This window comes from Stenotrophomonas sp. DDT-1 (assembly GCF_001580555.1).
GTDB lineage: Bacteria > Pseudomonadota > Gammaproteobacteria > Xanthomonadales > Xanthomonadaceae > Stenotrophomonas > Stenotrophomonas sepilia.
In genome coordinates, this window is record NZ_LEKR01000001.1 from 151,776 (window position 1) to 171,936 (window position 20,161).

The 20,161-nt window shown below is 66.7% G+C and carries 17 protein-coding genes; 6 read left to right on the forward strand and 11 right to left on the reverse strand.

Translation table 11 applies throughout. The annotated features are described in order from the left end of the window. Positions 1-100 precede the first annotated feature (100 nt). Positions 101-1,180: a YeiH family protein gene (locus AB839_RS00660; protein ID WP_061477916.1), complete on the forward strand. Its 1,080-nt coding sequence runs from the start codon at positions 101-103 to the stop codon at positions 1,178-1,180. Between the two features lie 154 nt (positions 1,181-1,334). Beyond that, positions 1,335-2,711 (forward strand): ATP-dependent RNA helicase DbpA, encoded by a 1,377-nt coding sequence (gene dbpA, locus AB839_RS00665; RefSeq protein WP_061477917.1) that lies wholly within the window; start codon positions 1,335-1,337, stop codon positions 2,709-2,711. Between the two features lie 92 nt (positions 2,712-2,803). Here the strand turns inward: dbpA and AB839_RS00670 are convergent, their stop codons facing one another. The 4 genes from AB839_RS00670 to AB839_RS00685 all read right to left on the reverse strand — a co-directional run bounded on the left by AB839_RS00670 (position 2,804) and on the right by AB839_RS00685 (position 6,314). Continuing rightward, positions 2,804-3,340 carry an adenine phosphoribosyltransferase gene (locus tag AB839_RS00670; protein WP_061477918.1) on the reverse strand — a complete coding sequence of 179 codons (537 nt, stop codon included), beginning with the start codon at positions 3,338-3,340 and terminating at the stop codon, positions 2,804-2,806. A gap of 290 nt (positions 3,341-3,630) precedes the next feature. Continuing rightward, positions 3,631-5,196: a YdiU family protein gene (locus AB839_RS00675; RefSeq protein ID WP_061477919.1), complete on the reverse strand. Its 1,566-nt coding sequence runs from the start codon at positions 5,194-5,196 to the stop codon at positions 3,631-3,633. A 32-nt stretch (positions 5,197-5,228) separates the two neighbouring features. Then, a complete protein-coding gene (locus tag AB839_RS00680) occupies positions 5,229-5,918 on the reverse strand; it encodes a glutathione S-transferase (protein ID WP_057500523.1) in 690 nt (229 codons plus the stop codon). 186 nt (positions 5,919-6,104) lie between these two features. Then, positions 6,105-6,314 (reverse strand): cold-shock protein, encoded by a 210-nt coding sequence (locus AB839_RS00685; protein ID WP_005416210.1) that lies wholly within the window; start codon positions 6,312-6,314, stop codon positions 6,105-6,107. A 302-nt stretch (positions 6,315-6,616) separates the two neighbouring features. On the opposite strand from AB839_RS00685, the gene AB839_RS00690 reads away from it, so the two are divergent. Beyond that, positions 6,617-7,105, forward strand: coding sequence for a YaiI/YqxD family protein (locus AB839_RS00690; protein WP_061477920.1), 489 nt, complete (start codon positions 6,617-6,619; stop codon positions 7,103-7,105). A 13-nt stretch (positions 7,106-7,118) separates the two neighbouring features. Here AB839_RS00690 and AB839_RS00695 read toward each other — a convergent pair whose 3' ends face one another. Beyond that, positions 7,119-7,988: a pseudouridine synthase gene (locus AB839_RS00695; RefSeq protein ID WP_061477921.1), complete on the reverse strand. Its 870-nt coding sequence runs from the start codon at positions 7,986-7,988 to the stop codon at positions 7,119-7,121. Between the two features lie 124 nt (positions 7,989-8,112). Here AB839_RS00695 and AB839_RS00700 point away from each other — a divergent pair, with 124 nt between their 5' ends. From AB839_RS00700 to AB839_RS00710, 3 genes are all read left to right on the forward strand, one after another. Continuing rightward, complete coding sequence (locus tag AB839_RS00700; protein WP_061477922.1) at positions 8,113-8,661, forward strand: YaeQ family protein; 549 nt, start codon at positions 8,113-8,115, stop codon at positions 8,659-8,661. Continuing rightward, positions 8,658-9,842, forward strand: a complete 1,185-nt coding sequence (locus tag AB839_RS00705; RefSeq protein WP_061477923.1) for an NAD(P)/FAD-dependent oxidoreductase — start codon at positions 8,658-8,660, stop codon at positions 9,840-9,842. Before AB839_RS00700 ends, AB839_RS00705 begins: the two co-directional genes overlap by 4 nt. A gap of 91 nt (positions 9,843-9,933) precedes the next feature. Beyond that, positions 9,934-12,003 (forward strand): EAL domain-containing protein, encoded by a 2,070-nt coding sequence (locus tag AB839_RS00710; RefSeq protein WP_061477970.1) that lies wholly within the window; start codon positions 9,934-9,936, stop codon positions 12,001-12,003. 114 nt (positions 12,004-12,117) lie between these two features. Here the strand turns inward: AB839_RS00710 and fabV are convergent, their stop codons facing one another. The 6 genes from fabV to queA all read right to left on the reverse strand — a co-directional run bounded on the left by fabV (position 12,118) and on the right by queA (position 19,976). Beyond that, a complete protein-coding gene (gene fabV / locus AB839_RS00715; protein ID WP_061477924.1) occupies positions 12,118-13,377 on the reverse strand; it encodes an enoyl-ACP reductase FabV in 1,260 nt (419 codons plus the stop codon). Positions 13,378-14,206: 829 nt separating this feature from the next. Next, on the reverse strand, positions 14,207-15,187 hold the full coding sequence (gene secF / locus AB839_RS00720; protein WP_049413603.1) for a protein translocase subunit SecF: 981 nt from the start codon (positions 15,185-15,187) through the stop codon (positions 14,207-14,209). A 16-nt stretch (positions 15,188-15,203) separates the two neighbouring features. Further along, positions 15,204-17,060, reverse strand: a complete 1,857-nt coding sequence (secD, locus tag AB839_RS00725) for a protein translocase subunit SecD (RefSeq protein ID WP_005416202.1) — start codon at positions 17,058-17,060, stop codon at positions 15,204-15,206. 61 nt (positions 17,061-17,121) lie between these two features. After that, positions 17,122-17,466, reverse strand: a complete 345-nt coding sequence (yajC, locus tag AB839_RS00730; RefSeq protein ID WP_005416201.1) for a preprotein translocase subunit YajC — start codon at positions 17,464-17,466, stop codon at positions 17,122-17,124. Between the two features lie 134 nt (positions 17,467-17,600). Next, positions 17,601-18,731 (reverse strand): tRNA guanosine(34) transglycosylase Tgt, encoded by a 1,131-nt coding sequence (gene tgt, locus AB839_RS00735; protein WP_014646826.1) that lies wholly within the window; start codon positions 18,729-18,731, stop codon positions 17,601-17,603. 177 nt (positions 18,732-18,908) lie between these two features. Further along, a complete protein-coding gene (queA, locus tag AB839_RS00740) occupies positions 18,909-19,976 on the reverse strand; it encodes a tRNA preQ1(34) S-adenosylmethionine ribosyltransferase-isomerase QueA (protein ID WP_061477925.1) in 1,068 nt (355 codons plus the stop codon). Positions 19,977-20,161 lie beyond the last annotated feature (185 nt).

Consider the following 20,161-nt stretch of genomic DNA (forward strand, 5'->3'; position numbering starts at 1 on the left):
ACCGTTACCTTCTGGACAGGTAGATTTCACCCATATTATTCGTTTTACAGGTCATGAACGAAGGCGCACGCTTGCCTCGTCACCACAGCCCTGCCCTGCCATGAACGCCCCCGCTCTCTCCTCCTGGTCCCTGCCCGCCCTGCGCCAACGCTGGCAGCCGCGCCTGCCCGGCCTTCTGCTGGTGGGCCTGATCGCGGCGGCATCGCTGTACCTGGCCGAGCTTCCCTGGCTGCAGGCGCATGGCCTGAGTGCACTGACCGTCGCCATCGTGGGCGGCATCGTGGTCGGCAACACGCTCTACCCGCGGCTGGCACCGAGCAGCGCGGCCGGCGTCGGTTTCTCCAAGCACTGGCTGCTGCGTGCCGGCATTGTGCTGTACGGCCTGCGCCTGACCTTCCAGGACATCGGTCATGTCGGCGTCAGCGGCGTGCTGATGGACGTGCTGGTGGTCGCCAGCACCTTCGGCCTGGCCTGTTGGCTGGGCGTACGTGTGTTCAAGATGGAACGCGAGGCGGCAATGCTGATCGGCGCCGGCAGCGCGATCTGCGGTGCGGCAGCGGTGATGGCCGCCGAACCGGTGGTGCGCGGCCGCGCGGCACAGGTCACGGTGGCGGTGTCGACGGTAGTGGTGTTCGGCACGCTGGCGATGTTCCTGTACCCCGCCCTGTATGCGCTGGTGCAATCGCACGGCTGGCTGGCGATGGACGCACGGCAGTACGGCCTGTTCACTGGTGCGACGGTGCACGAAGTGGCGCAGGTGGTGGCCGCAGGCCGCACGGTCAGCGAGGCCGCCGCCGATACCGCGGTGATCACCAAGATGGTGCGGGTGATGCTGCTGGCGCCGTTCCTGGTCGCGTTGTCGTTGTGGCTGGCGCGTGGCGGGAAGGCCAGCGCCGACGGCAGCAAGGCGCGCATCGTAGTGCCGTGGTTCGCGTTCGGTTTCGTGGCGGTGGCCGGTTTCAATTCACTGCACCTGCTGCCGGCCGGCCTGCAGGCCGGACTGGTGCAGCTGGATACTGTGCTGCTGGCGATGGCGATGGCCGCACTGGGCCTGACCACCCATGTCTCGGCGCTGCGCCAGGCCGGCCTGAAGCCACTGCTGCTGGCGCTGATCCTGTTCGCCTGGCTGCTGTTCGGTGGCCTGGTGATCCACCAGGGTGTGTTGGCGGTGCTGGGCTGAGCCGCAGCGTACCGACCAGGGTCGGCGCCCACCCGTAGATCCACGTCATGCATGGATGGCGGCTCCAATTGGGGATCAGAGCCCTTTCCTGCGGAAAGGGATCCGACCCCGCCCTATTAGACGGGACCGGCCACGCGGGCGGGTACAATGCGCCATGACTGATTTCTCGACCCTGCCGCTGAGCCCGGCCCTGCAGCCCGGCCTGGACGCCCTCGGCTACACCACCCTCACCCCCGTGCAGGCGCAGAGCCTGCCGGCCATCCTCGATGGCCGCGATGTGATCGCACAGGCGCCGACCGGCAGCGGCAAGACCGCCGCCTTCGGCCTGGGCCTGCTGCAGGCCATCGACCCCAGCCTGATCCGCGTGCAGGCGCTGGTCCTGTGCCCGACCCGCGAACTGGCCGACCAGGTCGGCAAGCAGATCCGCAAGCTGGCCACCGGCATTCCCAACCTGAAGCTGTTGCTGCTGGTGGGTGGCGTGCCGCTGGGCCCGCAGCTGGCCTCGCTGGAAGGCCACGATCCGCACGTGGTGGTCGGTACGCCCGGCCGCGTGCAGGAGCTGGCACGCAAGCGCGCGCTGAATCTTGGCGCGGTGCGCACGCTGGTGCTGGACGAGGCCGACCGCATGCTCGACATGGGCTTCGAGGAGCCCATCCGCGAGATCGCCGGCCGCACCCACAGGGATCGCCAGAGCCTGCTGTTCTCCGCCACCTTCCCCGACAGCATCCGCGCCATGGCGCGTGACCTGCTGCGCGACGCGGTGGAGGTGACCGTGGAAGGTGCCGACCAGGCACCGGCCATCCGCCACCTGTTCTGCGAGGTGGAACCGGCGCATCGCCAGAAGGCGCTGGCCGGCCTGCTGTTGAAGTACACGCCGGAATCGGCGGTGGTGTTCTGCAATACCCGCAAGGACGTGGACGAAGTGGCCAACTCGCTGCAGCAGTTCGGCTTCTCCGCACTCGCCCTGCACGGCGACATGGAGCAGCGCGACCGTGAGGAAGTGCTGTTGCGGCTGGCCAACCGCAGCTGCAACGTGCTGGTCGCCAGCGACGTCGCCGCGCGCGGACTGGACGTGGAAGAGCTGGCGGCGGTGATCAATTACGAGCTGCCGACCGACGTGGAGAGCTACCAGCACCGCGTGGGCCGTACCGGCCGTGCCGGTGCCAGCGGCCTGGCGATCAGCCTGGTGGCTGGCCGCGAAAAGACCCGCGCCGAAGCCATCGAAGCGCAGATGGGGCAACCGCTGGATTGGCAGAAGACGCCACTGGCGACCTCGCGCCCGGCCGAGTTGCCGCAGGCGGCGATGCGCACCCTGCGCATCGACGGCGGCAAGACCGACAAGCTGCGCCCGGGCGACATCCTCGGCGCACTGACCGGCGATGCCGGCCTGTCGAGCAAGTTCATCGGGAAGATCGCGATCTTCCCGACCCGCTCCTATGTGGCGATCGCGCGTGAACAGGCCAACAAGGCCGTCGCCAGGCTGGAAGCCGGCAAGATCAAGGGCCGTCGTTTCCGCGTACGGATGATGTGATTGAAGCCGCGTTGCCAACCACGGTTGGCAACGACCGGCTCCCGGTTCTTCGCTCTGGTAGATGCCAACCTTGGTTGGCATTCACCCTTCGATCAGAACACCAGTTCGGTGTGCAGTGGCAAGCCCGCCTCCCAGCGGGCCCGGCCGCCCAGGCCGTCGAGCTCGACCAGCACGCCTGCACCGACCACTTCAACACCCAGGCGGCGAACCAGCGACAACGCAGCGACCAGCGTGCCGCCGGTGGCCAGCACGTCATCGATGATCGCGACGCGGGCACCGGACGGCAACGCGTCGGCGTGCACTTCGATGCAGTCGCTGCGGTACTCCAGCGTGTATTCCTCGCGCAGCACCTGGCCCGGCAGCTTGCCCGGCTTGCGCACCGGCACGAAGCCCACGCCCAGCTCCAGTGCCATCGCTGCGCCGAGGATGAAACCACGCGATTCGATGCCGACCACCGCGTCCAGCTTCTGGTCGCGCCAACGGTCGGCCATCGCGGTGATCGCGCCACGGAAGTCCTCGCCGTGGGCGAGCAGCGGCATGATGTCCTTGAACAGGATACCGGGCTTGGGGAAGTCGGCGATGTCGCGCAGGCGGGAGGCCCACTGCGGAACGACAATGGCGTCGGTCATGTCACATTGGCTATCTGATGGCGGCATAGGGTACCTGTTCCGGGCGCCGGCTGCCTGTTGGGGGTGTCGGCAGGGCTGCGCCCTGCACCTGCGGTAGTGCCGGCCGCTGGCCGGCAACCTCCACGGCAACAGCAACAGCGTGCATTCTGTGGGATGGCGGGGTGGGTCCGGTTGCGGGGGCCGCTGCAAGTCCCCCTCCGGGGCCCGGCCCAGCCGCGGGATCCAGCTTTCGCTCTGGCCGTTGACTTGGCCTCTGCAGGTGCAGGGCGCAGCCCTGCCGAAACCCAGCCTCAGGAACTGCAGGACAGCATCGAGCAGCCGGCGCGGTTGTCGGCCCACGCCGGGCGCTTGCCAGCGAAGTGCTCGAGCCCCGGGCGTTCGGTGTATGGGTCGCGCAGCACGTCCTGCAGCGCATGCACACCGCCGAGGTCACCCTGCTCTGCGCGGTCGATCGCCTCCTGGGCCAGCCAGTTGCGCAGCACGTACAGCGGGTTGGCCGCTGCCATCTTCGCCAAGCGTTCGCGGGCCGACAGCGGATCGCTATGCAGGCGCGCTGCGTAGTCCTGCAGCCATTGCTGCAACGGCGCCTGCACCGCATGCTTGCGCGCCTCGTCGTAGTACACCGCGTCCAGAACCGTAGCGTCCGCTGCCGACGGGTCGATGCGCATCAGTGCACGCCAGGCCAGGGTCATGTCCATGGCGCCCTCCTGCATCAGCTGCTGCCAGCGCTGGTAGAGCTGCAGGTCGTCATCGTCGGCAGCAGCCAGCCCCAGCTTCGATGCAGCATCGCGACGCGTGCAGGCCACGAAGGTGGACTGGTAGGCCGCCAGGCCCGCCTGCAGCGGTGCGACATCGGCGAACAGCGGCGACAGCGCCTGCGCCAATCGGCTCAGGTTCCAGTACGCCACCTGCGGCTGGGTGCCGAAGCGGTAGCGGCGCCCCTGGGCGTCGGTGGTGTTCGGCGTCCACTCCGGATCAAAATCCTCGACCCAGCCATAGGGGCCGTAATCAAGTGTGAGACCGAGCACGGACAGGTTGTCGGTGTTCATCACGCCGTGCACGAAGCCGACACGCATCCAGTGCGCGATCATCTCGGCGGTGCGCACCGCGATCTGCGCGAACCAGTCGCCATACAGTGCCTCGCCCTGCCCCTCCAGCCCGGGGAAATCACGGGCGATGCAGGTGTCCACCAGCTGTTGCAGCAAGGCAGTCTCGCCACGCGAGGCCGGCAGCTCAAACGAACCGAAACGCAGGAACGACGGCGAGACCCGGCACACAATGGCGCCAGGCTCGGCACGCGGGTGGCCGTCATAGAGCATGTCGCGCACCACCTCCTCGCCGGTACCGACCAGCGACAACGCGCGCGTGGTCGGCACGCCCAGGTGGTGCATCGCTTCGCTGCACAGGAACTCGCGGATCGACGAGCGCAGCACTGCCCGTCCATCGGCACCGCGCGAGTACGGCGTCGGCCCGGCCCCCTTCAGCTGCAGCTCCCAGTGGCGGCCATCGGGTGCCACCAGCTCGCCCAGCGAGATCGCACGTCCGTCGCCGAGCTGGCCGGCCCAATGGCCGAACTGATGGCCACCGTAATTGGCGGCCCATGGCTGCATGCCGGCGTACAGCGCGTTGCCGCCGAATACATCGGCGAAGCCTTCGCTCTCGATCTCGGCAGCATCGAAGCCGAGCATCGTGGCAACCTCAGGCGACCACGCCAGCAACGTGGGCGCCACCACCGGGGTCGGCATCACCGGCGACCAGGCCGCGCCCAGCACTTCGCGCCTGCGCGGGCCGGATTCGGGGTCGCCCGGCAGGGTGTGCAGCAGGCGGTTGTCGAAACGGAGGCTGTCGGTATCCATGGTGCTGAAGATGGGGGCGACGGCCGCCCGCCTCAATTGCCGCTGAGCGCCTGCAGGTGGCCGCCGTGGGCCTCGGCACGCTGGTAGGCCGGGCGCTCGCTGATGCGCTTGAGGAAGCCACGGAGCGCCGGCTTGTCGTCCAGGCCACCACCCCGTGCGGCCGCAGCCTGGATCGGGAAGCTCATCTGGATGTCGGCCGCACTGAAGCGCTCACCGGCAAACCACGGGCTTTCAGCCAGGCGGCGCTCCATCCAGTCCAGATGCAGCCGCCGCTGCGGGCCGATGAAGCCGCGCTCGGCCTTGTCGGCAATGCTGCGTGCGATCGGGCGCGCAAAGAACGGCATCGGCGCGTTGCGTATGCGGCCCATCACCAGGGTCAGCAGCAGCGGCGGCATCGCCGAGCCTTCGGCGTAGTGCAGCCAGTAGCGGTAGGCGATGCGTTCGGCCCCGTCGGCCGGCATCGGTGACGGCGACAGCTGGCGTTGCGTGTCGTAACGGTCAGCGAGGTAGTCGAGGATCGCACCGGACTCGGCCAGTACCAGCTCGCCATCCTGCAGCACCGGCGACTTGCCCAGCGGATGCACATTGCGCAGTTCCGGTGGCGCCAGCAGCGTCTTAGGGTCACGCGGATAGCGGCGCAGTTCGTAGTCCAGCCCCAGCTCCTCCAGCATCCACAGCACGCGCAGCGAACGGGAGTTTTCCAGGTGATGAACGATGCGCATGGGGACGATCCTCGGGAAGGCCTCCATCCTACCGCGCCGGCTGCATGCCCTTTGTAGAGTCGAGCCATGCTCCACTGTCTTTGAAACCAGTCGAGCGTGGCTCGACTCTACAAAAAACAGCGGGCAATAAAAAACGCCGGAAGCTCTCGCTTCCGGCGTTCTGGCTACCCAACGGTAGCAGACGGATTAGACCGCCTGCACCTGGTCAGCCTGCATACCCTTCTGACCCTGGACGGCGATGAAGGTAACCTTCTGGCCTTCCTGCAGGGTCTTGAAGCCGGTGCCCTGGATCGCACGGAAGTGCACGAACAGGTCCGGGCCGCTTTCCGGGGTGATGAAGCCGAAGCCCTTGGCGTCGTTGAACCACTTGACGGTGCCGGTCTGACGTTCAGACATTTTACTAACTCCTGAAACACATGTTGAAAAAAATCGCAGCCACCGGGTATCGGGGCCGAGACTGAGTTGCAGGCGTTGGTAAAGCGGATCGATGAGCGGATCGTGAGATCAACTGCACCAGGCCACGATTCACGGTGACCCTAGCAAACACAGTGGGTCGCACGATACGCGTGTTTTCCGCAAAAAGCGATAGTCCCGACGTTCATGGGACCAGGTCACCCGCTAGGCGTGACAAGGGTTGGCAGCCGTTCGCGGCTAACCCCGAGCCCCCATTCAGGTTTTTCCTACCCTACACTGGGGAAATGACTGAAGCTGAAACCCCCGCTGAATACGCGCCCTCTCGCATCTGGGTGGACGCGGACGCCTGTCCCACTGTCATTCGCGACATCCTGTTTCGTGCAGCTGAACGGGTGGGGATCGAACTGACCCTGGTCGCCAACCAGTGGATCCGCACCCCGCCCTCACGCTGGCTGCGCTCGATCCAGGTGCCGCAGGGCCTGGACGTGGCCGACAGCGCCATCGTCGAGCAGGTCGCCGCCGGAGACCTGGTCGTCACCCAGGACATCCCACTGGCTGCGCTGGTGCTGGAGAAAAAGGCCGTGGCGCTGAACCCGCGCGGCCAGCTGTACACCCCGAACAACATGGCCGAGCGGCTGTCGATGCGCAATTTCATGGAGGAACTGCGCGGCGCCGGGGTCCAGACTGGCGGACCGCCGCCCCTGGGACCCCGCGACCGGCAGCTGTTCGCCGCCGAGCTGGACCGCTGGCTGGCGCGACGCCCGGCCCGCTGAGCGCCTGGCCGCCCTAAGCCATAAGGCTCAGGCTGCGGCCGCTGCTGAACATCCGTCGTGCGCCACTCAACGGGTCGTCGAAGGCCAGGGCCCGCGCCAGCAGCTGCAGCGGTGACTCGGCCACATCCAGTGGCCGTTGCCGAAGCTGCGGGTACAGGTCGTCACCCACGATCGGCGCCCCCAGCATGGCCATGTGCACGCGCAACTGATGCTTGCGGCCGGTCTCCGGCAGCAACCGGTAGCGCCAGATCGCCCCTTCGGCCTCGATCAGCTCGATCCGGCTGCGCGCATTGGGTTCACCGGGCACTTCGAACATGCGGAAGAACGGCTCGCCCGGCACCAACCGGCTGTCCCGCTGCAACGGAAACGCCAGCCCCGGCAGCGCCGGTGCCAGGGCCTCATAGGTCTTCTCGATACGCCGCTCACGGAACAGGCGCTGGTAAGCATCGCGCGACCCTCGCTGGGTCGAGAACAGCACCAGCCCGGCCGTCAGCCGATCCAGCCGGTGCAGCGGTACCAGATCAGCATTGCCGGTGCGGGCGACCAGCCGCGCCAGCAGCGTCTCGCGCACATGCCCACCCGCAGGTGTCACCGGCAGGAAATGCGGCTTGTCGGCTACCAGCAGGTGCGCATCCAGATGGACGATGGTCTCGACAAAGGGAATCACCGGTTCGTCGGCCACCTCGCGGAAGTACTGGATCTCCCGCCCGACCTGCCAGGGCATGTCCGCAGTGAGCGTCCTGCCCTGCGCATCCAGCACACGGCCACGCGCGAAGCGATCCTGCCATTGCGCGCGCGCGATGCGCGGGAAACGTGCACACAGGCCATCCAGCAGGGTGGCCCAGGGCCCGGGCGGCAACTGCAGTCGGCTGGGCAAGGTCATGGCGTCCACTCCGGCCACGGGAAAGAACGCAAGCGTGCCACCGTTGACGCTGCGCAGACAGCCCGGCCACGGACACCCCCGGAGCAAACCTCTATCATTGTCCTCTTTAGTCCACGGATCCCCCATGGCTCTTACCGCCACCATCCGCAAGGCCGAACTGCAGATCAGCGACATGGATCGCGGCTACTACGCGACCCACAACCTGACCCTGGCCCAGCATCCGTCCGAGACCGACGAGCGCCTGATGGTGCGCCTGCTCGCCTTCACGCTGAACGCCGGCGACCGCCTGGAGTTCGGCCGCGGCCTGAGCACCGATGACGAACCCGACCTGTGGGAACACGACTACACCGGCGACATCCTGCAGTGGATCGACCTGGGCCATCCGGACGAATCGCGCATCCGCAAGGCCAGCAACCGCAGCCGCCAGGTGCAGGTGGTCAACTATGGCGGCAACGCCTCGGAGATCTGGTGGGGCAAGCAGGGCAAGGGCCTGGCGCGCTTCGACAATCTTTCGGTGGTCGACCTCGACGGTGCCTTCGTAGAGCTGTGGGGCCAGCAGATCCAGCGCGCGATGCGCTGGAGCGTGCTGATCCAGGACGGTGAAGTGCAGCTGCTCAACGATCAGATGCAGCTCGACGTGATCCCGACCTGGCGCAAGCGCGCCAAGGCATGAGCACGATCCGTTGTGACGTGGTGGTCATCGGCGCCGGCGCAGCCGGGCTGATGACCGCGATCACTGCCGGCCAGCGCGGCCGCCAGGTGCAGGTGATCGACCATGCCAACAAGGTCGGCAAGAAGATCCTGATGTCCGGCGGTGGCCGCTGCAACTTCACCAACACCGGCACCACCCCGGCCAACTTCCTGTCGGCCAACCCGCATTTCTGCAAGTCGGCGCTGGCCCGCTACACGCCCTGGCACTTCATCGAGCTGGTGCACAAACACGGCATCGCGTATCACGAAAAGGAACTGGGGCAGTTGTTCTGCGATGTCTCCTCCAAGCAGATCGTGAAAATGCTGGTGGACGAATGCCAGGCGGCCGGCGTACAGATCCGTACCGACTGCAGCGTGCAGCGCATCGAGCATGGCAGCGATGGTTTCCGCGTGCACACCACGCACGGCCTGTTCCATTGCGCCTCGCTGGTGGTTGCCACCGGTGGCCTGTCGATTCCCAGCATGGGGGCCAGCGGCTTTGGCTATGAAGTGGCCCGCCAGTTCGGCCACCAGGTGCTGCCGACCCGCGCCGGGCTGGTACCGCTGACCCTCAGCGGCAAGCACCAGGAGCGGCTGGCCGACCTCAGCGGCGTCGCACTGCCAATCGAGGCGCGCTGCAACGGCAAGAGCTTCCAGAACTTCATGCTGCTGACCCACCGTGGCGTGAGCGGCCCGGCCATCCTGCAGATCTCTTCGTTCTGGCAGCCCGGCGATGCGCTGGAGCTGGACCTGTTGCCGGGCCAGGATGCGGGCGAGTGGCTGCGCCAGATGAAGCGCGACCGCCCCGCCGCCGAGCTGCGCACGGTGCTGGGCGAGGTACTGCCGAAGCGGCTGGCACAGCGGCTGTGCGAGCACTGGCTGCCCGACCGCCCCGTGCGCCAGCTGGACGAGCCGGTGCTGCGCCAGGCTGCGCAGCTGCTGGGCGCATTCCCGCTGGTGGCCAGCGGCACCGAAGGCTACCGCACCGCCGAGGTCACCCTGGGCGGCGTGGACACCGCCGAAGTGTCATCCTCAACGATGGAATCCAAGCGCGTCCCCGGCCTGCACTTCGTTGGCGAGGTGCTGGACGTGACCGGCTGGCTGGGCGGCTACAACTTCCAATGGGCCTGGGCAAGCGGGCACGCAGCGGGCGGCGTGGTGTGAACCACTTCGCCGTTCCATGCGCGCAAGGGGGACGCGCATGGACGGTTCGCCGCGCATCGTGTATCTAGATTCGCAGATTGGGGAGCAGTGCATGCAGAACGCGAACGACATCACCATCCGCCTGCTAATCGTCGATGACAGCGGCGAGAATGCCGAAGCCATCGTCAGCACCCTGCGCAACAGCGGCATCGCGGTACGCCCGTGGCGCCCACAGGATGCAGCCGAGCTGGCCCAGGTGCTGACCAGCCAGGCCATCGACCTGGTGCTGGCCTCGCCGTCGCAGGGCATTCCGCTGCAGCTGGCAGCCCAGCACATCGCCGCCAGCGGCAAGGACATCCCGCTGGTGCTGCTGGCCGAGCGCATCGACGAGGACGAACTGGTGCAGGCCAGCAGCCATGGCATCCGTGCCCTTGCCCTGCGCCAGCGCCCCGAGCACCTGCTCGCCGTGGTCCGCGACCAGTGGGTGGACCTGCAGGCGCGCCGTGGCCTGCGCCGCATCGAGGCGCAGATGCGCGAGACCGAGCGCCGCTGCGACGCGCTGATCGCCTCCTCGCGCGACCCCATCGCCTACGTGCATGAAGGCATGCACATCCGCGCCAACGACGCCTACCTGGAGATGTTCGGCTACGAGCATTTCGACGACATCGAAGGCATTTCGCTGCTGGACATGGTCGCCGCCCAGCACGTGGAGGGCTTCAAGCAGCTGCTGAAGGGCCTCAGCCGTGGCGAGGCGCCGCCGCCTCAGTACCAGCTCGACGCGCGCCACCAGGACGGCAGTGCGTTCCCGGCGACGATGGAATTTGCGGCGGCCACCTACGAGGGCGAGTCCTGCCTGCAGGTGGTGCTCCGCCGCCGCATGGAGTTCGACCCCGAACTGGCACGCGAGGTCGAGGACCTGCGCCAGCGCGACCAGGTCACCGGCCTGCTCAATCGCCCGACCTTCATGCTGCAGCTGGAAAGCGCGGTGGCCCAGGCCGGGCGCAGCGAGGGCCAGTTCGGCCTGCTGCTGATCGAGCCGGACCACTACGCGCGCCTGCTGCCGGATATCGGCCTGGCCTCGGCCGACACCCTGATCGGCGCCCTCGCCGCCCTGCTGGCCGAAGTGGTTGGCGAGGACGCGCAACTGGCCCGTTTCGGCGAGCACAATTTCGCCGTGCTGCAGGCCGGGCCCTATGCACAGACCGTGGCGCTGGCCGAGCGCATCCGAGAAGCCTACGCCGCGCACGTCTTCAGCATCGGTGCACGCTCGGCCACGGTGACGGTCAGCATCGGTGGCGTGCAGGTCGGTGAGAAGATCGCCAGCATCGGCCAGGTGCTGGCGCGCGCCAGCGAATGCACCCAGGCTGCAGCCGAGCTGGGTAACACCTGCCGCATCTTCGACCCGGCTGCCGCTGACCGCGTCGAGGAAGAGCGTGTGCAGCGCTGGGTGGCGCGCATCCGCGAGGCGCTGGCCGGCGACGGTTTCCAGCTCCACTACCAGCCGGTGCTGAACCTGCAGGGCGAACCACTGGAACTGTACGAAGCCTATCTGCGCCTGGAAAACAATGGCGAGCTGCTGAGCCCGACCGCGTTCCTGGGCATCGCCGAGGAACACGGCCTGCTGGCCGACATCAACCGCTGGGTGGTTTCGCAGGCGATCGCGGTGCTGGGCGAACGCGCACGTGCGGGTCATGCCACCCAGGTGCTGGTGAAGGTCACGCCGGAATCGTTCGATGACCCACAGATGATCGCCACCCTGCGCCGCGAGCTGCAGGCACAGGGCGTGCCCGGCGAACGGCTGTGGCTGCATGCACCGGAAGCGAAGGTGTTCACCCACCTGCGCAGTGCACAGCAGTTCCTTGCCGAAGTGGCGCCACTGGGCTGCCGCATCGGCCTGGAGCAGTTCGGTTCCGGGCTGGACTCGTTCCAGCTGCTGGCCCACTTCCAGCCGCAGTTCCTCAAGCTGGACCGGGGCTTCACCAGCGACCTGGCTGCCACCCGCGAGAACATCGACCGCATCAGCCAGATCACCGCGCGTGCTCAGGAAGCGGGCATCTGCACCATTGCCGAATTCGTCAGCGATGCCAACTCGATGACGCTGCTGTTCAGTGCCGGCGTGGATTACGTGCAGGGCGATTTCGTCGGCCCGGCGTTGCCGGAGATGGGGTTCGAATTCGGGTAACGCCTCTCTGTAGAGCCGAGCCATGCTCGGCTGCGGGACTCAAGCGAAGAGGAGCCGAGCATGGCTCGGCTCTACACAAACGAGAAGGCCGGCTTTCGCCGGCCTTCTGCTTGATCAGGTCATGTCGACCAGGTTGCCGATCTTCACGTCCGGGTTGACGTCGGCCTCGTAGTCGACGCCCTCCACGCCAAAACCGAACAGACGCAGGAAGTCGGCCTTGTAACCGGCCAGGTCGCTGATTTCGTACAGGTTCTCGTTGGTCACCTGCGGCCACAGCGCGACCACCTTGCCCTGCACGTCTGCGGCCATTTCCTTGTAGTCCGCACGCAGGCGGCCTTCCTCATCGACCAGCGCGACGGTGTGGCCGTCGCCATCGACCACGTCATGGCGCAGGCGATCGACCGCCGTGCCATCGGCCTTGCCGCCGTAAAGGATGTCGTACAGCACGTCGAGCTGCTCGATGCAGCCTTCGTGAGTGCCCTTTTCCTTCATCACCTTGAACAGCAGCGACAGGTACAGCGGCATGGTCGGAATGGCCGAGCTGGCCTGGGTCACCACGGCCTTCAGCACCGACACGCGCGCGTCGCCGCCGATTTTCGCCAGCTTTTCGCGCAGGCCGAGCACCTTGGTGTCCAGGTCCTTCTTGGCCGCGCCGATCGAGCCATTCCAGTAGATTGCCTGGGTGATCTCTTCGCCCACGTAGGTGAAGGCCGTGGTGGTACAACCATTGGCCAGCACGCCGGCATCGGCCAGCGCATCGATCCACATCTGCCAGTCCTCGCCGCCCATCACCGCGACGGTGCCGGCGATTTCTTCCGGGGTGGCCGGCTGCAAGGTGGTCTCGGTGATCACTTCCTTGTCGGTATCCAGCCCGCGCAGGGTGATCGGCTCGCCGATCGGCTTCAGCGTGGAGCTGATGATCTCGCCGGTCTTCGGGTGTTTGCGGCGCGGCGCTGCCAGGCTGTAGACAACCTGGTCGACCTGGCCCAGATCAGCCTTGATCATTTCAATGGTCTTCGCCTTCACTTCATCGGAGAAGGCATCGCCATTGATGCTCTTGGCATACAGGCCGGCTTCGTCGGCGTACTTGTGGAACGCGGCCGAGTTGTACCAGCCCGCGGTACCCGGCTTGGTTTCACTGCCCGGGCGTTCGAAGAAGATGCCGAGGGTGGCAGCGCCACTGCCGAAGGCAGCGGTGATGCGTGCGGCCAGGCCGTAGCCGGTGGAGGCGCCGATCACCAGCACACGCTTGGGACCGTTCTGGATCGGCGGACGCGCGCGGATGTAGTCGATCTGCTGCTTGACCGCGGCCTCGCAGCCGGTCGGGTGGGTGGTGACGCAGATGAAGCCGCGGACGCGCGGTTTGATGACCATGGATACCTCAGGTTGGCAGATGCGGCGCACGGGGCGCTCAGCAGGAGTACGGGCGCGCACGCGCGCGAACCGCAGGATCGTAGTGCGCGGGGGCCGAATGCACAACCGACGCTGCCGTAGGGTGGTGTTTCTTTTGCAGGGTTGCACCCTGCACCCGCAGAGGCCTGAGCAACGGCCAGAGCCAGAGCAACGGCAGAAGCTGGGTTCCTGGGGGTGGGCGGGGTGGGTCCGGTTGAGGGGGACGCTGCAAGTCCCCCTCCGGAGCCCGGCCCAGCCGCTGGCGGCTGTGCGTTCGGGCGCTTGCAAAGCAATGCTTCGCAAGCAAAGCGCCCTCACCCATGTAAGCTCGGTCGCCGCATCCATGCGGCTCACGCCCCCTCAACCGGACCCACCCCGCCTTCGACAGTTCTCTGCGATCTGTCGGAACAGCTCGTTGGGTATCGATATCTGACAGATTTCATCCAAGCACGGCGTGGATATACCCGATCGCGGGAATCTGTCAGAGGTGGGGCGGTGTCGGAGTGCGGGGTGTCAGCCGCATGGGCCCGAGGCATGCCTCGGGCGGGTTGGGCAGGACGCCCAACCCCGGTCTTGCCGTGTGCGCAGGAAAGCGCACACGAGCAAGCGGCTGCCAAGCCTACACGGACGTACTTGCGGCGTCCCCGCACTCCGACACCGCCCCGCCCACCCACGGAAGGCACGCTCTTGCTGCTGCTGTTGCTGTTGCCGGCCAGCGGCCGGCACTACCGCGGGTGCAGGGCTGCAAGCCCTGCACACAAAAAACCCCGCTTGCGCGGGGTTCTCTGTGTGTTGCGTGCAGCGCGAACGCTTATGGGCGACGGGCCAGGGCCTCGACGTCCTTCGCCTTCGGCAGCAGGTCCTGCTTGCTCACGCGCAGCACACCAATCGTCAGCATCGGCACCGCCACCAGGATCGAGGACAGCACCACGATCACCGCGCCGATCATGTGCGTCTCGGCCAGCCCTTCCATCGAGCTGCCGCCGTACAGGTACAGGGCAAGCGCCGACAGGAAGAACATCACGGCAGTGATCACCGTACGCGACAGCGTCTGGTTGATCGAACGGTTCAGCACTTCCATCGAGTCCACGCGCAGGCTGCGGAAGTTCTCACGGACGCGGTCGAAGACCACGATGATGTCGTTGATCGCAAAGCCCATCACCGACAGCAGGCCGGCCAGCACGGTCAGGTCGAACTCACGGCCCAGCAGGGACACGTAAGCGACCGTCACGATCAGGTCGAACATCGCCACGATGCTGGCGGTGACCGCGAACTTCCACTCGAAGCGCACCGCGATGTAGATCAGGAAGCCGGCCAGCATGAAGATGGTGGCATACAGGCCATTCATCGCCAGGTCCTTGCCGATCTGCGGACCCACGAACTCGTTGCGGAGCACGGTGGCCTGATTGTCGGCAGTGGACAACGCCTTCACCACGGCAGCGGCCGTGGCCTTGTCCTCGTGGGCGGCATCGCCGGTACCCGGAGCATGCTCGCCGTGCGGGGCCAGGCGGATCAGCAGGTCGGTGTTGCCGCCGACGCTCTGCACCTGGGCGCCTTCGAAGCCACTCTGCTCGAGCTTGGTGCGGACCTGCTCAACATCCACCGCCTTGTCGAAGCGGGCTTCGATCAGGGTGCCGCCGGTGAAGTCCAGTGCGTAGTTGAAGCCCTTGATGCCGATGATGGCGACCGAGGCCAGGAACACCACGATGGTGACTGCCATGGCGACATGGCGCCAACGCATGAAGTCGATCTTGGTGTCGTTCGGGAGGATGTGCAGCGGAAACAGTTTCATTGTGCGTGTCGTCCCGTCAGATGGCCACGTTCTGGAGCTTCTTGCGGCGGCCGTAGATCAGCGTCGCCAGCGCACGCGACACGGTGATCGCGGTGAACATGGAGGCGAAAATACCGATGATCATGGTCAGCGCGAAGCCCTTCAGCGGACCGGTACCGAATGCAAACAGCGCCACGCCGACGATCAGGCCGGTCAGGTTGGCGTCGAGAATGGTGCCCGAGGCACGCTCGTAACCGGTCACGATCGCCGTCTTGCCCGGCACGCCGGCTCGCAGCTCTTCACGGATACGCTCGTTGATCAGCACGTTGGCGTCCACCGACAGGCCGACCGACAACGCCAGGCCGGCAAAGCCCGGCAGGGTCATGGTGGCACCGAACAGCGACATCACCGCCACTACGATCAGCAGGTTGAACAGCATCGCTGCCGAGGTGATCACACCGAACATGCGGTAGTACACGCTGAAGAACACCAGGGTGAACAGGAACGCGAACACCACCGCGCGCATGCCGTTCTTGACGTTCTCGGCGCCGAGGCTCGGGCCGACCACGCGCTCCTCGACGAAGTCCATCGGCGCAGCCAGCGAACCCGACTTCAGCAGCTTGGCCAGGTCTTCGGCTTCCTTCTTCTGCAGGCCGGTGGTCTGGAAGTTCTTGCCGAACACGCCGTTGATGTTGGCCACCGAGATCACTTCCTCGTTGACCTTGAAGCCACGCACTTCCTGGCCGTCGACGACGGTTACGGTCGGCACGCGCTCGGTGTAGACCACCGCCATCGGCTTGTTCACGTTGGCGCTGGTGAAGTCGAACATGCGCTGGCCACCGACGTTGTTCAGCGTCACGCTGACGGCCGGCGAGCCGCTGTTCGAATCGGTCACCGCCTGCGCACCGACCATCTGGTCGCCGGTGACGATCACGCGCTTGTTCAGCAGGATCGGGCCGCGGCCGTCACGCTGCTGGTAGACCTTCGCTTCCGGCGGAATGCGGCCGGAGTTGATGGCGTCCTGCGCATTGCCTTCAACCACCGCACGGTACTCCAGGGTGGCGGTGGCACCGATCATGCGCTTGGCTTCGGCGGTGTCCTGCACGCCCGGCAGCTGCACGACCACACGGTCGGCACCCTGGCGCTGGATGATCGGCTCGGCCACGCCGAGCTGGTTCACGCGGTTGCGCAGGGTGTTGATGTTCTGCTCGATGGCGCCGTTGGCGATCTGCGTGATCTCGGTCTCCGGCACGGTGACCGTGATGCGGTTGCCGCTGACGTCATAGCCGAGGGTCGGCTGTGCCTTGACCAGCGCGGCGCGGGCACGCTGCGCGGCGTCATCGCCGGCGGATGGGCTCAGGTTGGCCACGATGCTGTTATCGGCGCGGCGTTCCACCGACTGGTAGGCGATGCGCGCGTCACGCAGGGTGCTGCGCACGTCTTCGGTATAGGCATCCAGGCGCTTGTCGAGGGCAGCCTTCTGGTCGACCTGCAGCACGAAATGCACGCCGCCCTGCAGGTCCAGGCCCAGCACCATCGGGCGACCGCCGAGGTTGGCCAGCCAGTCCGGCACGGTCGAAGCCAGATTCAGCGCCACGGTGTACTTCTCGCCGACGGTGTCACGCAGGGCGTCGCTGGCAGCGGACTGCGACTTCAGGTCCGACAGGCGGACGATCAGGCTTTCCCCTTCCTTTTCGGCACCGATGGTGGCGATGCCGGCCTTTTTCAGGTCGGCCAGCACACGGTCGCGCAGCGCATCGTCGATCTGCCCGCCACGGTTGGCGGTGATCTGGATGGCCGGGTCCTTCTGGTAGATGTTGGGCAGCGCATACAGCGCGCTGAGCGCCAGTACGATCAGGATGACGACGTACTTCCAGCGTGGAAATTCGAGCATTGCTTGGGTCCCGCGCGGCGCCATCCCCGGCGCCGCGGTTGTGCTTCGGAAAGGGAGTGGCTTACTTGGCCGAATCCAGGGTGCCGGTCGGCAGCACGCTGCCGACAGCGCCCTTCTGCACGCGGATGCGCACGTTGTCGGCCACTTCGACGGTGATGAAGTGGTCGCCAATGTCGGTGACCTTGCCGGCGATGCCGCCGTTGGTCAGCACTTCATCGCCGCGCTTGATCTTCTCCAGCATGGCCTTGTGCTCCTTCTGCCGCTTCATCTGCGGGCGGATCATCAGGAAGTACATGATGGCGATCAGGATGATCGGGAACAGCAGCGTGGTCAGGCCCATGCCCTGCGGTTGGCCGCCGGCGGCCTGGGCGTGGGCGGCGGGAATCAGGAAAGCAAGCAGGTTCATCGTTGGTCCTTTGGTTGGGCGGCGCTCCCGTCCCTTGAGGGGCGGGGGTGTCGACCGCGGATCTGGGTCAGCCTTGAAGTATGCCACGGCCCCGGGCGTTCGTCCTTGGGCCGTTCGGCAGGGGGGCGTCGGGGTTACAGCGGCGGGGCCACCGCTCCGCGTGCCGCGTAGAAGGACTCGCGGAAGGCCAGGAAGGTTCCCGCCTCGATCGCGGCACGGATGTCGGCCATGAGCTTTTCGTAATAGAACAGGTTGTGCAGGGTGCCCAGCATCGGCGCCAGCATCTCATTGCAGCGGTCCAGGTGGCGCAGGTAGGACCGGGTGTAACCGCCGGTGCAGGCCACGCAGCCGCAGCCCGGCTCGATCGGGTCCATGTCCCGCGCGTACTGGGAATTGCGGATGCGAACGGTGCCGAACGAGGTGAAATAGTGGCCGTTGCGCGCATTACGGGTCGGCATCACGCAGTCGAACATGTCCACGCCGCGCGCCACGCCCTCGACCAGGTCCTCCGGCCGGCCCACGCCCATCAGGTAACGCGGCCGGTCGCCCGGCAGCTCCGGATCCAGGTGGTCGAGCATGGCATTGCGCTCGTGCTCCGGCTCGCCCACGGCCAGCCCGCCGATGGCGTAGCCGTCGAAGCCGATCGCCTGCAGGGCGTCGGCCGAGCGGCTGCGCAGGTCGGTGTGCACGCCCCCCTGGACGATGCCGAACAAGGCCGCGTCGTTGCCCAGCTCGTCATGCGCGTTGCGGCTGCGCTGGGCCCAGCGCAGGCTCAGCTCCATGGAACGGCGGGCAACGTCTTCGGTGGCCGGGTATGGGGTGCACTCGTCGAAGATCATCACGATGTCCGAATCGAGCACCTTCTGGATCTTCATGCTCTCCTCGGGACCGAGGAACACGCGGGCGCCGTCGGTGGGCGAGGCAAAGGTCACGCCCTGCTCGGTGATCTTGCGTCGATGGGCCAGCGAGAACACCTGGAAACCACCGGAGTCGGTCAGGATCGGGCCATCCCAGCGGCAGAAGCCGTGCAGCCCGCCGTGGTCGGCGATGATGTCCAGGCCCGGGCGCAGGTACAGGTGGAAGGTGTTGCCGAGGATGATCTCGGCGCCCAGCGCCCGCACCTGGTCCGGCAGGATGCCCTTGACCGAGCCATAGGTCCCCACCGGCATGAAGGCCGGCGTTTCCACCGTGCCACGCGGGAAGGTCAGGCGGCCACGGCGGGCACGGCCGTCGCGGGTCTGGAGCTGGAACTGCAGTCGGGACATGGAGCGGTCATTCGGGCAAATAGTCGCTCATTGTCTCCCAAAACCGGCTCGACCGCCCATTCAGGCCTGAACGGCACGGCAGTAGAGCCACGCCATGCGTGGCTTTCCTGGTCTCCAGGCACCTGCAAGTGCGCACCAACGGTGCGCACCCACCACAAGCAGGCAGAGGTCAGCGCCCTACCCCGCTTGCGGGAACAGCAGCATGGCGTCGCCGTAGCTGAAGAAGCGGTAGCGCTGCTCGATCGCGTGCTGGTAGGCCTCGAACACGCGGTCCTTGCCTGCAAACGCCGAAATCATCATCAGCAGCGTGCTTTCGGGCAGGTGGAAATTGGTCACCATCGCGTCGACGCTGCGGATGCGGTAGCCCGGGGTGATGAAGATCTGGGTCTCGCCGGCGAACGGCAGCAGTTCGCCATCGCGCATCGCGCTTTCCAGCGCGCGCACCACGGTGGTGCCGACGCCGATCACCCGGCCGCCGGCGGCGCGCGTGCGCCGCACCTGCTGCACCAGTTCGGCGCCGACGTTCAGCCACTCGCGGTGCATCACGTGGTCCTTCAGGTCATCGGCGCGTACCGGCTGGAAGGTGCCCGCGCCCACGTGCAGGGTGACGTGGCCGAACTCCACGCCCTTGTCCTTCAGCGCCGCCAGCAGCGGTTCGTCGAAATGCAGGCCGGCGGTCGGTGCCGCCACCGCGCCTACCTCGCGCGCGAACACGGTCTGGTAGCGCTCGCGGTCGTCCACGCCCGGCTCGCGCTGGATGTAGGGCGGCAACGGCAGGCGGCCGGCATGCAGCAGCCACTGTTCCAGCGATTCCGGCACATGGAACTGCAGCACGTAGAACTCGCCATCGCGGCCCAGCACCTCGGCTTCGCCACCGGCATCCAGCGCGATGCGGCTGCCGGCCTTCGGCGACTTGCTGGCGCCGACCTGCGCACGCGCCTGCTGAGCGCCGAGCAGGCGCTCGATCAGGATCTCCACGCGGCCGCCGCTGGCCTTCTGCCCGAACAGGCGCGCCGGAATCACCCGGGTGTCGTTGAACACCAGCAGGTCGCCCGGCTGCAGCAGCGACGGCAGGTCGCGCACCTGCAGGTCGGTGAAGGCACCCGGCGCCGGTGGTACCAGCAGCAGGCGGCTGGCGGAACGTTCGGCCAGGGGAGCCTGCGCGATCAGTTCAGCCGGCAGGTCGTAATGGAAATCGGACTTCTTCAAGGCGGTGGGCGGCAACAGGTCGACAATGGCGCGCATTGTACGTCCAGCGTCTGCGAGCCGGCGCACTTCGCGGCGAACGTCGCGCAAAATGCTGCTATGCAGCAGGTTTCTACGGGGTTATCGCGCAAAAAAACAAGTGCTAGCATCGAACCGGAAGTCCGCTGCACGAGCCTGCCCCAAGCGCGCGTGATGACGCGCGTTTTGCTTTTGATGGCCCGTGC